This window comes from Pseudomonas sp. 37 R 15, from assembly GCF_900004865.1.
Taxonomy (GTDB): Bacteria; Pseudomonadota; Gammaproteobacteria; order Pseudomonadales; family Pseudomonadaceae; genus Aquipseudomonas; species Aquipseudomonas fluorescens_AM.
Genome location: NZ_CVTV01000049.1, coordinates 430,931 through 444,582 on the forward strand (window position 1 = coordinate 430,931; position 13,652 = coordinate 444,582).

The 13,652-nt window shown below is 56.7% G+C and carries 18 protein-coding genes; 9 read left to right on the forward strand and 9 right to left on the reverse strand.

Features of this window, described 5'->3' with window-relative positions; all coding sequences use genetic code 11:
• Positions 1–252: 252 nt before the first annotated feature.
• The gene (locus BFQ04_RS17285; RefSeq protein WP_065886032.1) at positions 253–687 is read right to left on the reverse strand and encodes a PA3611 family quorum-sensing-regulated virulence factor; all 435 of its coding nucleotides are present in this window, start codon (positions 685–687) and stop codon (positions 253–255) included.
• A gap of 178 nt (positions 688–865) precedes the next feature.
• Here BFQ04_RS17285 and BFQ04_RS17290 point away from each other — a divergent pair, with 178 nt between their 5' ends.
• From BFQ04_RS17290 to BFQ04_RS17305, 3 genes are all read left to right on the forward strand, one after another.
• On the forward strand, positions 866–1,585 hold the full coding sequence (locus BFQ04_RS17290; protein WP_065951855.1) for a tRNA-uridine aminocarboxypropyltransferase: 720 nt from the start codon (positions 866–868) through the stop codon (positions 1,583–1,585).
• 252 nt (positions 1,586–1,837) lie between these two features.
• Positions 1,838–2,488 carry a response regulator transcription factor ErdR gene (gene erdR, locus BFQ04_RS17300; RefSeq protein ID WP_003189050.1) on the forward strand — a complete coding sequence of 217 codons (651 nt, stop codon included), beginning with the start codon at positions 1,838–1,840 and terminating at the stop codon, positions 2,486–2,488.
• Between the two features lie 76 nt (positions 2,489–2,564).
• Positions 2,565–2,927 (forward strand): diacylglycerol kinase, encoded by a 363-nt coding sequence (locus BFQ04_RS17305; protein ID WP_003189051.1) that lies wholly within the window; start codon positions 2,565–2,567, stop codon positions 2,925–2,927.
• Between the two features lie 3 nt (positions 2,928–2,930).
• On the opposite strand, the gene BFQ04_RS17310 is transcribed toward BFQ04_RS17305, so the two are convergent.
• A complete protein-coding gene (locus BFQ04_RS17310; protein WP_010212678.1) occupies positions 2,931–3,857 on the reverse strand; it encodes a LysR family transcriptional regulator in 927 nt (308 codons plus the stop codon).
• Between the two features lie 124 nt (positions 3,858–3,981).
• Here BFQ04_RS17310 and fpr point away from each other — a divergent pair, with 124 nt between their 5' ends.
• Entirely contained in the window at positions 3,982–4,761 is a 780-nt protein-coding gene (gene fpr, locus BFQ04_RS17315; RefSeq protein ID WP_003172178.1) for a ferredoxin-NADP reductase, read from the forward strand.
• Positions 4,762–4,881: 120 nt separating this feature from the next.
• Here fpr and tsaA read toward each other — a convergent pair whose 3' ends face one another.
• The 5 genes from tsaA to rimO all read right to left on the reverse strand — a co-directional run bounded on the left by tsaA (position 4,882) and on the right by rimO (position 8,854).
• Positions 4,882–5,577: a tRNA (N6-threonylcarbamoyladenosine(37)-N6)-methyltransferase TrmO gene (tsaA, locus tag BFQ04_RS17320; protein WP_065951857.1), complete on the reverse strand. Its 696-nt coding sequence runs from the start codon at positions 5,575–5,577 to the stop codon at positions 4,882–4,884.
• 70 nt (positions 5,578–5,647) lie between these two features.
• Entirely contained in the window at positions 5,648–6,109 is a 462-nt protein-coding gene (locus BFQ04_RS17325; RefSeq protein WP_005785469.1) for a DUF1456 family protein, read from the reverse strand.
• Between the two features lie 70 nt (positions 6,110–6,179).
• Positions 6,180–6,890: an rRNA pseudouridine synthase gene (locus tag BFQ04_RS17330; RefSeq protein WP_065951858.1), complete on the reverse strand. Its 711-nt coding sequence runs from the start codon at positions 6,888–6,890 to the stop codon at positions 6,180–6,182.
• A 67-nt stretch (positions 6,891–6,957) separates the two neighbouring features.
• A complete protein-coding gene (locus BFQ04_RS17335; protein ID WP_065951859.1) occupies positions 6,958–7,425 on the reverse strand; it encodes a GNAT family N-acetyltransferase in 468 nt (155 codons plus the stop codon).
• A 103-nt stretch (positions 7,426–7,528) separates the two neighbouring features.
• Positions 7,529–8,854 (reverse strand): 30S ribosomal protein S12 methylthiotransferase RimO, encoded by a 1,326-nt coding sequence (gene rimO, locus BFQ04_RS17340; protein WP_065951860.1) that lies wholly within the window; start codon positions 8,852–8,854, stop codon positions 7,529–7,531.
• Between the two features lie 189 nt (positions 8,855–9,043).
• On the opposite strand from rimO, the gene BFQ04_RS17345 reads away from it, so the two are divergent.
• From BFQ04_RS17345 to BFQ04_RS28685, 5 genes are all read left to right on the forward strand, one after another.
• Entirely contained in the window at positions 9,044–10,663 is a 1,620-nt protein-coding gene (locus tag BFQ04_RS17345; RefSeq protein ID WP_065951861.1) for a recombinase family protein, read from the forward strand.
• Positions 10,664–10,727: 64 nt separating this feature from the next.
• The gene (locus tag BFQ04_RS30475) at positions 10,728–10,979 is read left to right on the forward strand and encodes a DUF1654 domain-containing protein (RefSeq protein WP_065951862.1); all 252 of its coding nucleotides are present in this window, start codon (positions 10,728–10,730) and stop codon (positions 10,977–10,979) included.
• Between the two features lie 70 nt (positions 10,980–11,049).
• On the forward strand, positions 11,050–11,664 hold the full coding sequence (locus tag BFQ04_RS17355) for a hypothetical protein (protein WP_139111940.1): 615 nt from the start codon (positions 11,050–11,052) through the stop codon (positions 11,662–11,664).
• Between the two features lie 3 nt (positions 11,665–11,667).
• A complete protein-coding gene (locus BFQ04_RS17360) occupies positions 11,668–11,904 on the forward strand; it encodes a hypothetical protein (protein ID WP_256544586.1) in 237 nt (78 codons plus the stop codon).
• Entirely contained in the window at positions 11,901–12,221 is a 321-nt protein-coding gene (locus tag BFQ04_RS28685; RefSeq protein ID WP_083218001.1) for a hypothetical protein, read from the forward strand. Before BFQ04_RS17360 ends, BFQ04_RS28685 begins: the two co-directional genes overlap by 4 nt.
• A 38-nt stretch (positions 12,222–12,259) precedes the next feature.
• Here BFQ04_RS28685 and BFQ04_RS17365 read toward each other — a convergent pair whose 3' ends face one another.
• Both BFQ04_RS17365 and BFQ04_RS17370 read right to left on the reverse strand, forming a co-directional pair.
• The gene (locus BFQ04_RS17365; RefSeq protein WP_065951864.1) at positions 12,260–12,811 is read right to left on the reverse strand and encodes a hypothetical protein; all 552 of its coding nucleotides are present in this window, start codon (positions 12,809–12,811) and stop codon (positions 12,260–12,262) included.
• Between the two features lie 18 nt (positions 12,812–12,829).
• A complete protein-coding gene (locus tag BFQ04_RS17370; protein ID WP_065951865.1) occupies positions 12,830–13,549 on the reverse strand; it encodes a LexA family protein in 720 nt (239 codons plus the stop codon).
• Positions 13,550–13,652: the final 103 nt, after the last annotated feature.

Genomic DNA, 13,652 nt, shown 5'->3' on the forward strand with positions numbered 1-13,652 from the left:
TCGTCAGGGGCCACGACACTGCATGTGTCGTTGCTTGCCGCAGGAGGGCAGGCCTCTTTTGCCCTGAAAGTATTACAGAACAGCAGGGAAAGACTGCTCTGGCGGGCGCATGGAATGACCTGATCATGGGCTGAAAAACCCTTGGCTGGCAACCGCTTATTGGTGATTGATCACGGCGTTCAGGTGCAGGCGGGCGCTGGAGCGGGGGAGTGGCGCGTCACCGGGCAGCAACGCGCGAGGTGCAAGGCAGGGTTACTTTTTCTTCTTGGACGGAGCCGGGCAGTCGGCTTCGGCGAACTTGACCGATGCGACAGGACGGTTGGTCTTGTTCTCGGTGATTTCGTAGCGCATGACCGCGCCCTTCGCCATCAGCTCGCGGTAGCCTGGGTTGGTGCAGACACTGCGACCCAATTGGAAATACACGGCCTTGGGGTTGGCACGCATCTGTTCGGCGCGGTCTGGCTGCACGCTGAGATGATCGATCAGTTGCATACCTTCAACGGTATAGGCCACTTCCAGGGTTTTCTCATCGATTTCCCGGGGCAGGTCCTTGTTGCTTTCGGTCGCGACGCTTTGCAGCTTGCGGTTCATTTGAGCCTCCAGCAGCGAGGCCGCGTGGGCGCCCATGGGCAAGGCCAGCGCAATAGCGACGGATGGGGCAACGAGGCGCAGCATGGAACGCAGCATCAAACTCTCCTGATTCGGTTACTGGTGCATAGACCAGCCACTGCGCTGTGCGTTCAGTGGCGCGCAATTATAGGTGAGCGCCGGCCACTACAGCCAGGCGTATCGCTGGTAAACTGCGCCCACTTCAATTGCTTTCGAGTTATCCCGTGTCGATTGACCCGTCTCTGTGGCGCATCCAATGAGCCACGCTGTCTCCCGCTTGCGCACCCAGCGCCTGGCCCGAGCCGTCAGGCCTTTCCTGAATCGGGGATCGCGTGCCGAGCGGTGCACTGGCTGCCGAGTGATTCCCGAGTACTGCCTGTGCGCGTGGCGACCAACGGTTGAAGCCAAATCGGCGATGTGCCTGTTGATGCACGACGTCGAACCGATGAAGCCCAGCAACACCGGCTGGCTGATCGCCGATGTTATCGACGACACCACCGCGTTCGCCTGGTCGCGCACCGAGGTCGACCCGGATCTGCTTACCTTGCTCGCCGATCCGCAGTGGCAGCCGTACATCGTGTTTCCCGGCGAATTCGTGACGCCTGAACGGGTGGTCAGCGTGGTGGATGCACAGGAGGGCAAGCGCCCGCTGTTCATCCTGCTGGACGGCACGTGGAGCGAGGCCCGCAAGATGTTTCGCAAGAGCCCGTACCTGGAGCATTTGCCTGTGCTTAGCCTGGCGCCGGAGCAGTTGTCACGTTACAAGTTGCGCCGTTCCAAACGTGATGATCATTTCTGCACCGCCGAGGTGGCCGCGCTGTGCCTGGAGTTGGCCGATGATCAGGTGGCCAGCGAAGTCCTGGACGCCTACCTCGATGTCTTCAGCACGCACTATCTGGCCGCCAAGTTTCAGTTGCCCCTGGATGAGACGGACATTGTCCACACACGTTTGGCGCCCTATATCCCGGCGCCATGACCCGTCGACGCTTGCATGATGGCACCTTAATCACGCAACCCGCTAAAATCCCCATGGGCGTAGTGCTTGACCCCCCAGGCTGCGCTGGGCATGCTGGGCGCCGATTGGGGCGCTACCTTGGTTTTTCGGCGTTGTTTTGCGTGTTTTTGACGTTGAGCGTGCCCCGTGGCGATGGCTGCCTGGCCGTTGCCTTGTGTACTGGCGAACCCTGAACCCATCAGGGCTCCCGTAAAAAACAGGATCATTTAATCAATGGCCACATACGAAATCCTGATAGCCGATGACCACCCGCTGTTTCGCAGTGCGCTGCATCAGGCCGTAACGCTGGGCCTTGGCCCGGATGTGCGACTGGTCGAAGTCGCCAGCATTGCCGAGTTGGAAGCCCGCTTGACCGAAAAATCCGACTGGGACCTGGTGCTGCTCGACCTGAACATGCCCGGTGCCTATGGTTTTTCGGGGCTGGTGTTGCTGCGCGGGCAATATCCGCAGATCCCCGTGGTGATGGTCTCGGCTCAGGAAGAGGCCGACGTGGTGGTGCGTTCCAAGGAATTCGGCGCCAGCGGCTTCATTCCCAAGTCCAGCGCGATGGAAGATATCCAGAAGGCTGTGCGCACGGTATTGGACGGCGATGTGTCCTGGCCGCCGCAAGCATTTGAAGAAATCAACGTGTCCGACGAAGCCAAGGCAGCCCGTGATGGCCTGGCCAGCTTGACGCCTCAGCAGTTCCGCGTGTTGACCATGGTCTGTGAAGGCCTGTTGAACAAGCAGATTGCCTACGAGCTGAGCGTGTCGGAAGCGACGATCAAGGCCCATGTCACCGCGATTTTCCGCAAGTTGGGCGTACGTACGCGGACCCAGGCAGCGTTACTCCTGCAACAACTTGAGTCAATTTCGCAGCATTAGGCTGTCACCGATTCACGCTTTTTTGACTTTGCGTGCTCTAGTTTCCCCACTCCTTTTGGTTCAGTTGCCTACATCTATGTCGCCTTTCAAGGGTCAAACCGGTATCAAACGTATCTTCAACGCAGGGGGCTATTCCCTGGATGGCCTGCGCGCGGCCTTCACCGGCGAGGCGGCGTTCCGTCAGTTGGTGCTGCTGAACGTCATCCTGATTCCGTTGAGTTTTTTCCTGCAGGTCAGCCGCGTCGAACGCGCATTGCTGATTGCCGTGTGCCTGCTGGCCCTGATCGTAGAATTGCTCAATTCAGCCGTGGAGGCGGCCATCGACCGTATTTCCCTGGACCGCCACCCCTTGTCGAAAAACGCCAAGGACATGGGCAGCGCCGCGCAATTCGTGGCCTTGACCATGATCACGCTGGTGTGGGCGGTAATTCTGATCTAACGGTCAGGCGATGCTCGGCAGCACGATCTCGTCACTGCGCTGAACCCCGGCGGTAAACGCGCGGCACAGCTCCAGGAACTCGCGCATCGCCGACGTCTGGTACTTCTGTTTATGCCAGATGAAGTAGAACTGCCGGGCCAGGTCCAGGTCCGGGGTCTCTACCGGCACCAGGCTGCCACGACGAAACGCATCGCGCAGTGCCAGTCGCGAAATGCAACCAATCCCCAGACCTGATTCCACTGCCCGTTTGATCGCCTCGGTGTGTTCCAGCTCCAGGCGGATATTCAATGCGCTGCGGTGATGGCGCATGGCCTGATCAAACGTCAGGCGCGTGCCCGAGCCTTGTTCGCGCAGGATCCACGCTTCATGGGTCAGCTCATCCATGCTTGCCACGCCACGTTTGGCCAAATGATGCTGGGGCGCGCAAAACACCACCAGCTCATCCTCCACCCAGGTTTGCACCTCGATGTCCGGGTGGCTGCAGTCGCCTTCGATTAGACCCAGGTCAATTTCGTAATGCGCCACCTGATGCACGATATGGGCAGTGTTTTGCACATGCAGCTTCACCTGGCTCTCTGGATGCTGCTGCATGAAGCTGCCGATCAACAGGGTCGCCAGGTAATTGCCGATCGTCAAGGTGGCGCCCACCGCCAGTGAGCCGAAGCCGGACTTGCCATTGAGCAGGTCCTCGATCTCCTTGGCCTGGTCCAGCAGCGCCACCGCCTGCGGCAACAGTTGATGACCGAGGGCGTTGAGGCTCAGGCGTTTACCGGCGCGGTCGAATAATTGGCAGCTGGATTGGCGCTCCAGCTCGGTTATCGATGTGCTGGCGGCGGATTGAGATAAGGCCAGCAGGCCAGCAGCGCGGGAGACGCTTTCCTGCTGGGCGACGGCGACGAAGACTTGCAGTTGACGGAGAGTAAATCGCATATCGATATAACCGATAACCCTTATCTTAATAATCCAGTTAACAGATATTGTCGCCGCCATTAGAATGCTGTGCAATTGCGCACTTCACATTTGGCGCAGACCCATTTCCAGGAGTTCCCCGTACATGAGCAACATGAACCACGAACGTGTCCTCAGTGTTCATCACTGGAACGACACTCTGTTCAGCTTCAAGTGCACCCGTGATCCGGGTCTGCGCTTCGAGAACGGTCAGTTCGTGATGATCGGCCTGCAACAGCCCAACGGCCGCCCGCTCATGCGCGCTTACTCCATTGCCAGCCCGAACTGGGAAGAGCATCTGGAGTTCTTCAGCATCAAGGTGCCGGATGGCCCGCTGACGTCCCAGTTGCAGCACTTGAAGGAAGGCGACGAGATCATCATCAGCAAAAAACCGACAGGCACCCTGGTGCTTGACGATTTGAAGCCGGGTAAGCACCTGTACCTGCTCAGCACCGGTACGGGGCTCGCGCCATTCATGAGCGTGATCCAGGACCCGGAGACCTACGAGCGCTTCGAAAAAGTCATCCTGTGCCACGGCGTGCGTTACGTCAACGAAGTCGCTTACCGCGAATTCATCACCGAGCACCTGCCGCAGAACGAATTCTTCGGTGAGGCCTTGCGTGAAAAGTTGATCTACTACCCGACCGTGACCCGCGAGCCGTTCGAAAACGAAGGTCGCCTGACCGACCTGATGCGCAGCGGCAAGCTGTTCAGCGACATCGGCCTGCCACCGATCAACCCCGAGGACGACCGCGCCATGCTGTGCGGCAGCCCAAGCATGTTGGACGAGACCAGCGAAGTGTTGAACAGCTTCGGCCTGAAGGTTTCGCCACGTATGCGTGAGCCGGGTGACTACCTGATTGAGCGTGCGTTCGTCGAAAAATAAACGCGATCAAAAAATGTGGGAGGGGGCTTGCTCCCGATAGCAGTGTGTCAGTCAACTCATCTGTGACTGATCCATCGCAATCGGGGGCAAGCCCCCTCCCACATTTAGTTTCCGGTCCAGTCAGTTAGCTGGCAGTACTTCCAGCACACAAATCATTCCCGGTTCGGGATAGTGCCAACGCACATCCACATCCCAGAACTGCGCGCCATATTCGCGCTCGGGCCCAGGCGTCTGGTAGGCCGGTCGCGGATCCTGTGCCAGGCACTGATCAATCAGCTCCACCAACGGTTCACCCAGACGCTGGGCATGGCCCTGCGCCTGTTGCAGCGCGGTCTTGAGCCACTGCACGCCAATCAGGGGCGGCGCGCCACTGGCGATGCTGTTGGTGGCCGTGTCGATGATATCGGCGTACGGCACATACGGCTTGATATCCAGCACCGGCGTGCCATCGAGCAGGTCAATCCCGGAAATCCACAACCGCCCCGGTTCCACCTTGTCCAGTTTCACCACTGACTGACCAATGCCGTTAGGCCGATGGGTGGCGCGGGTCGCAAACACGCCCATGGACGTATTGCCACCCAGGCGCGGCGGTCGCACTTTCAGGCGTGGCTTGTCCTCCAGGGCCTGATGAAACAGAAACAGCAGCCACACATGGCTGACCTGCTCCAGTCCCTGCACCGCCTCGCCGCCGTCGAACGGCGCCACCAGTTCCAGCACACCGCGGGCGGCCGGCGCCAGTTGCGGCTGGCGCGGGATGGCGAACTTCTCCTTGAAGCAGGAGCGTACGAAGCCGACGGGCGAGACCTGATAGGCCATTACTGGAGCCTCAAGTGGCAAGCCGCAAGCCACAAGCTCTTATCTTGCGGCTTGAGGCTTATGGCTGTTGTTAGGCTCTGACGCGCAGCGTCAGACCCTTGAGGAAGTTGCGCAACAACTGATCGCCACAGGTGCGGTAGTTGGTGTGACCGAACTTGCGGAACAGCGCGCTCAGCTCGGGCTTGGACACCGGGAACTCGGCGGCCTTGAGGATGGCGTGCATGTCGTCTTCCTTCAGTTCGAAGGCCACGCGCAGTTTTTTCAGGATAATGTTGTTGGTCACCGGGGTTTCGATCGGCTGCGGTGGACGGCTTTCATCCTTGCCGCGCTTGAAAATCACCAAGCCGTCGAGGAAATGCGCCATCACCTCATCCGGGCAGAACACAAAGCCTTCTTCCTCATCTTTCTTGAGGTAGGTGAGCAGGTCTTCCTTGGTCACGTCCATGCCGCCGAGCTTGATGATCTCGACCATCTTGTTATCGCTGATGTCGAGCATGTAGCGCACGCTGCGCAGTACGTCGTTGTGAATCATGGTGGGCAATCCTGGTTTTCAACGGGGTAGACACCGCCCAATCAGGCAGTGTCGGGAAAAAGGCAACGGCTTAGAATTTCTCTTTGCCGGACAGGTAACGCCATTGGCCCACCGGCACTTTGCCAATGGACACGCCACCAATGCGGATGCGGCGGATGGCGACGACTTTCAAGCCAACGGCTTCGCAGAACAGCGCGATAACGCCTGGCTGCGGGTTTTTCAGCGCGAAACGCAGGCGGTTTTCGTTCTGCCAGCTGGCTTTCACGGCCGGCAGCTCCTTGCCTTTGTAGGTCAGGCCGTGGTTCAGGCGGTTGAGGCCGTGGGCGACCATGTCGCCTTCGACTTCCACCACGTATTCCTGCTCGATCTTGGCTGCATCCGCGGTCAATTTGCGCAGGATCTTCCAGTCCTGGGTGAACACCAGCAGGCCGCTGGCCTTGGCTTGCAGGTCGGCGCTGGCGGTCAGGCGCAGGAAGTGGCCTTTTAGCGGGCGCTTGCTGAAGCGGTGTTCTTCCGACAAGGTTTCGGCGCTGATCGACGCCATGGCCGTCTCGGCATCCATGCCCGCCGGCGCGTGCAACAGGATGGTCACCGGCTCTGGCACGGTGGCCTTGGCTTCGGGGTCCAGCTCGACCTTCTGGGTGGTGACCTTGAACTGCGGTTCGTCGATCACTTCACCGTCCACCGAGACCCAGCCGCCTTCGATAAACAGCTCAGCCTCCCGACGGGAGCAACCGACCAGTTCGATAAGGCGTTTGGAGAGGCGTATGGGGTCAGTCATGACATGGGCCGTAACAAAAGGGGGCGGCTATTGTACCTGCCTGGCGCCGGTTAATCCCGGTCCCATTTCAGCCACTGCGTATTTGCTGCTGGCGCAGGCGCATATGCAGTAACGGATAGGGCTGGCCCAGGCCATCGTGCTCTGTGCGTCCGATCACCTCAAAGCCTTGCTTGAGGTAAAAACCCAGCGCCTGCGGATTCTGCTCATTCACATCCAGCTCATCGGCATTCATGCAATCGATGGCATAGCGCAGCAACTGCCGGCCCAGGCCCTGGCCACGGTGCAGGGGGTCGATAAACAGCATTTCCACCTTACCTGCCGCTACGCCGGCAAACCCGGTAATGCGCTGGGTCGAATCCTTGGTACACACGAGCATTACTGCATCCAGATAGCGAGTCAGCACCAGGTCTCTGAGCAACACGATGTAACTCTCCGGCAAAAAGTCATGAGTGGCGCGCACCGAGGCCTCCCAGATTCTCGCCAGCTCGGGGTAATCGCTATTGTTGGGGGTGTGGATAACCGAATGCTCACGCATGCCCGCTGTCTCTTGTCGAAATAGGTGTTGATGGGCAAAACGATAGACCTAAAAAAGCCCCGCATCTTGTCCGGAAGCAGGGCTTTTTCAATTCTTTACAGCTTTAGTCGCGCTTTTGCGCCCACAGGTCGTACTCGTCGGCATCGGTCACGGTGCACCAGACCTTGTCACCCGGCTTCAAACCGCTGGCATCGTCGATAAACACGTTACCGTCGATTTCCGGTGCATCGAAGAAGCAGCGGCCAACCGCGCCTTGCTCGTCGACTTCGTCGATCAGCACTTCGATTTCCTTGCCGATGCGCAGTTGCAGGCGCGCCGAGCTGATAGCCTGCTGGTGCGCCATGAAACGCTCCCAACGGTCCTGCTTGACGTCATCCGGCACCACGGCCAGGTCCAGCAGGTTGGCCGGAGCGCCTTCGACCGGCGAGTACTGGAAGCAGCCGACGCGGTCCAGCTGGGCTTCGGTCAGCCAGTCCAGCAGGTACTGGAAGTCTTCTTCGGTTTCGCCGGGGAAGCCCACAATGAAGGTCGAACGAATAATCAGATCGGGGCAGATTTCGCGCCAGTTCTTGATGCGCGCCAGGGTCTTGTCTTCGAAGGCCGGGCGCTTCATGGCCTTGAGCACTTTGGGGCTGGCATGCTGGAACGGGATGTCCAGGTACGGCAGGATCTTGCCGGCGGCCATCAATGGAATCAGCTCGTCCACGTGCGGATACGGGTAAACATAGTGCAGGCGCACCCACACGCCCAGGCTGCTGAGCGCTTCGCAGAGTTCGGTCATGCGGGTTTTCACCGGCGCGCCGTTCCAGAAGCCGGTGCGGTATTTCACGTCGACGCCGTAGGCGCTGGTGTCCTGGGAGATCACCAGCAGCTCTTTCACGCCGGATTTGACCAGGCGCTGGGCCTCGTCCAGCACATCGCCCACCGGGCGGCTGACCAGCTTGCCGCGCATCGACGGGATGATGCAGAAGCTGCAGCTGTGATTGCAGCCTTCGGAAATCTTCAGGTAAGCGTAGTGGCGCGGCGTCAGCTTGATGCCTTGCGGCGGCACCAGGTCAATCAGCGGGTTGTGGTCCTGGCGCGGTGGCACCACGTCGTGCACGGCGTTGACCACCTGCTCGTACTGCTGCGGGCCGGTCACGGCGAGCACGCTTGGGTGGACGTTGCGGATATTGCCTTCTTCCACGCCCATGCAGCCGGTCACGATGACCTTGCCGTTTTCCTTGATGGCTTCGCCGATCACTTCCAGGGACTCTGCCTTGGCCGAGTCGATGAAACCACAGGTGTTGACCACCACCACGTCCGCGTCCTGGTAAGTGGACACGACGTCATAACCTTCCATGCGCAGTTGCGTGAGAATGCGCTCGGAGTCGACCAGAGCCTTCGGGCACCCTAGCGATACAAACCCTACACGTGGATTATTACTCATATACTCACAGCCTGCAGGGTTAGCCCTGGTCGAATTTCGTGGCGCGCGATTCTAAGCGTTGATCAAATAATGCGCAAAAACAATTGTCGCTAACGAGTATTGTTCGCATAAGGAGGTTGGGGTGTTTACTATTGAAGGGCTGGATAAGCTGGAGGGGGTCTCTGGACGTGATAAAAGCGCTGGTGTCTCATTTTGAACAATACGGGCCAAGTTTACAGCTATTTACGGTTCTCTGATCCACGCCAAGCAATAGGAAGTAGTGCGGATCGTCAGCTTGCATACGCCGCATCCTGGGCCGCACAGCGAGGTATGGCTCTGGATGCAACGTTGACATTGAAAGACGAGGGGCTCTCCGCCTATCACCAGCGTCATGTCAAACAAGGGGCGCTAGGGGTTTTTCTTCGTGCGATCGAGGACGGCCGCATCGCCAGCGGGTCAGTCCTGGTAGTTGAAGGTTTGGACCGCTTAAGTCGGGCGGAGCCTATACAGGCCCAGGCTCAGTTAGCGCAGATCATCAATGCAGGTATTACAGTCGTAACCGCCAGCGATGGTCGTGAATACAACAGGGCAAGTTTGAAGGCCCAGCCTATGGACTTGGTGTATTCGCTCTTGGTGATGATAAGGGCGCATGAAGAGTCCGATACAAAGAGCAAGCGTGTAAAAGCCGCAATCCGTCGTCAGTGCGAAGGCTGGGTGTCTGGCTCATTCCGAGGGTTGATTCGCAACGGGAAAGATCCCCAGTGGGTGCGCCTGGCCAATGACGGGTGGGAATTAATCCCGGAGCGTGTCGCTGCAGTAAAACGAGCGCTTGAACTTTACCGGCAGGGGCTTGGCGCTGGTCGCGCTGCGACCGTCATGCATGAAGAGGGTTATCAGTTAACCGCAGGAGGAATTTCCGGGCTGCAGATATACCGCACGATCAAATTGCCTGCACTACGCGGCGTGAAACGCCTAAGTCTTGAGGGTGAGGACTACGAGCTGGAGGAGTATTACCCACGGATTCTATCCGACGAGGAGTGGAGTGATTTGCAGCACCTGGCCGGCCAAAGGTTGCGACGCAGAGGGGCTGGCGAGATACCGGGCATCATCACCGGTGTCGGATTAGCGTACTGCGGTTACTGCGGCACCGCACTAGTTGCGCAAAACATCATGAAACGTCGGCGTTCTGATGGGAGCATCGCAGATGGCAATCGCCGTCTGCAGTGTACTTCTTACAGCAAGAACGGCGGTTGTTCCGCCGGTGGCAGTTGCAGTGTCGTACCTATTGAGCGTGCTTTGTTGAGCTTCTGTTCTGACCAGCTCAATTTACAGCGTCTCTTGCAAGTGGGTGACGACGGTAAAGGTGTCCGTCAGAAGTTGCTTGTATCCCGCGCCACATTGGAAAAGATCACTACACAGTTAGGGAAAATAACGGACGCCTTGCTGGCGGACGAAAGTGGTGCGTCCCCAATTTCGTTCATTCGTAAGGCCAGAGAGCTGGAAGGGCAGCAGGGTGTTGCAGAGCAAGACGTAAAGCGACTTGAGTTTGAGTTAGCTGCAATGTCTTGCGTAGCCCAGCCAGCGCAAGCCGATCGGTGGGAGGAGCTGGCAGCACAAGTATTTGCCGACGACTACGAAGCGCGGGAGAAGGTCCGGCAACTGATCATGGATACATTTGAGCGGATAGTGGTTTACATGAGAGGAATGAGTGCTCAGGACCGCAAGGGGCAAGCAATCGACGTACAGTTGCTCTCGCGTACTGGTCAGCACCGTTTGATTCAAATCAATCGTCGCACGGGCGAGTGGGTAGCGAGTGAGGATTGGGGATAATCTTGTAGGGCAGCAAGTGGCTACCATATACTGTTTATATATACAGTAGTGGCAAGGAGCATTTATGTTGCATAGCGCCTGCATCCCGCAGAAGCCCCGTTCACCCTATGAGCTACTCAGCCATCGCATTTACCGCCAGGTGAACAGCCCAGCAGCTCAATGTCGACGTAGGACAGTGATCACGCGGCAGTCAGGAGAGTTGGAAGCCGATTGGGACTGTCTGCTGGAGCAGTTGGGCATAGAGGACAGCGTGCGTGTGATCCCGTTAGAGGACGGGGTCGTTCAGTTGAGTTGGACCAACCAGCATCCTAGCTGATCAAGAATTTACCAGAGGTTAATTTAATATACCGGCGGTGTTGATTTTTTTGGTTACCTGCGGTTAATCTATGTCCGATGTCATTCCAGCGCATGACGCTGTTCTATTTGTATCGGAGGTTCACCGCATGCATGCCCTGTATTTACCATCCGCTTCCCGGCAGAGGCTTTCCCACCAGGTCACCCAAAGCGGCGTGTTCCTTCATCACCTCTACGATGACAACGGCGTGAGCTGTGCGATGGCTACTGTAGCTATTGAGCAGTGCGAGCGCGCCGTATCGATGCGCGTTGAACTGGGCGACAGTATTAACAGCATTACACTTGCCAAGCATAAGGACACAGGAGACCGGGCTCTTAGGTTTCTTGAGGATCTGCTGAGTGGCGTGACCATCAGTGCGGTATCTGAAACTGATGGACACCTGCCGGTGAGCGATCTGGAGTTGACTCTAAGGGAGGCGCTGCGGCTACAGCAAGGTAACTATGAGTTACCTGTCGAGGGCATTGAAAGCTTGTGGCTAATGCTTCGACCAAGTGTCAGTAAATCAGCATGTACGGTTTTCCATTTTGAGTTAGATAGTGTTGGCATCACCTTGCCGCTTCGGCTTCCAAATGACCGACTTCAAGCCTACGAGCTTCTGTCTGCTTGTATTCAGGAGTTTGTTGCTACTTACCGTAGAAGGGGTTGAAGAATGCTCAAGGATAACGAAGGTATGACCATTGCTATTTCAGCGCTGGACAAGCGTTTGCTTGAAAAAGGAGTTGCTGGTTGGAGAGGCGCCAACGCCAATATCGATACAGCCATCTTGTCTGCAAACTGGGGCGCAATTGAACGCGCTCAACATGATCGGTTTCTGCACGCAAACATGATCGCGCTTATTATTCATAAATACAGTAACAATACGCCAGAGCAAGGGGCACACCCATGATTGGTATTCCAACAACTGGCACCCTGGAAAATGGCTGCATCAGTGCAAATGTCACCAGTGGTTATCAACTCACCACCGCCGATGGCCGTCCAGCCCGACTTGCGATCATTGATGATCAGGGAAATATTGTTGAGTCTGGCGACACTGTAGCTCGTGAAGCATGGAACGTTTGTATTACAGTGATTAAAAACTTCAAAATAGGACAGGGACATATAGTCGTTCACAGATCGCCACCAGGTCTAGATTTGAGTAAACCTAAAAGCTTCTCTGCTGGCAATGCGTCTGTGAAGTTATCTACTGCAAAAACCTTGTCATGAAAACAATAATCTATAAGACTCGTAATGTGGGTGCTAGCTCATTCATAGCGTCGGCAAATTCGGTGCTGAAGCTGCATCATTTGCTTTGTTATGTTCCTATAATCCCTCATGTCCCTGGGCGGGAGGGTGATCTCGCCATGCTGATAGGCCAAGTCGCCCTTGTTGAGTATTTGAAAAGACCTGCTGGCGAGGTGCAGGTAGCGCGTTACATCAATGTCGTCCACCAACGAACGACGGATGTTGTCGACTTGACGGCCGCAGTATTCACGGCGAGGGTCTGGAAGGAAGAGCGTTGTTTGCTCCGGAATAGGACGGGGTGTCAGGTCGACAATATTCCCTTGCACATCCTGCCAGACAGCGTGGAACTCGGCTTCAATGTAAACGTCTGCGACGTCCCAGATAGCCCAGCCTATCAGTTGTTTTCCGCCATGCGCGACGACGTGCTCTGGAACAATATTGAAGCATTCTTGCATTGGCTTTCCGAACACAGGCTTGTGCGCAATCAAGATGGGAGCTTGCTTCTCAGCCACATGGTTACAAAAGTCGATCACGTGAGCTAAATCAGGGTTTGCTGGCACAGGTCTGAGCATTTTTCACCTTCTTTTTTTCTACATGCCAGTAATTTTGGCGTCGATTGCTCGGCCAATTATTTCCCAGGCACCGTCCAGACAGATCGTCTGATAATCGGGGTTGAGCGGAACCAAGTAGCCGATTCCAGCATCCTGATCGTACTTCTTGAAAGTGGTTTCGCCCGTTGAGTTGTTGCGGGCGATATAGAACTTTCCGTTGATCAGGTCAAACCCTTCAGGTTGTATCAGTATCGGGGTGCCTTCAGGAAAAGTTGGCGGATTGTCCGAAGTCATTGATTTTCCCTTGACCCTGAGCCAATAGCCGCGTGGTCCAGCATTTTCAGTAGACGACAACCACTCGTCGGCGATGCCCGAGGGATAACAAACAGATGACTCGACGGCAGCCCCAGCAGCTACCCAAGTTATCAAAGGGTATTCCCTTGCCTCTCTATAGGGCTGGAGCATTGGGCGAACGTTTGCATGGTCTGCGGTAGCTGTCATTGCCGCTATCTCAGAGGCAAGCCGTGGACTGAAGCTATCTACCGGCTCATCTATCAGCCGTGCGAGAGCGGAAGCGAACTTGGCATTTAGTGCATTCGTTCCATTCAGATAGTGAGCCACTGCGGCTGGAGTAATACCGACCTCATCGGCAATTTTCCTCTGATTTAGCTTGAGAGCATTTTTCTTAGAGAGGAAAAGCTTCTGAGCAGCTTCGCATTCAGCAAACAGTTCGGGAGGGAGAGGCTTCTTTTTGGTCATGGGGAGACTATAAACCGTTGGTTAACATAATTAATTTACCTGCGGTATTGTTATGATGGTTACCTGCGGTTAATATTGTTGGGTCTAGCCAGAGATCCTTGTT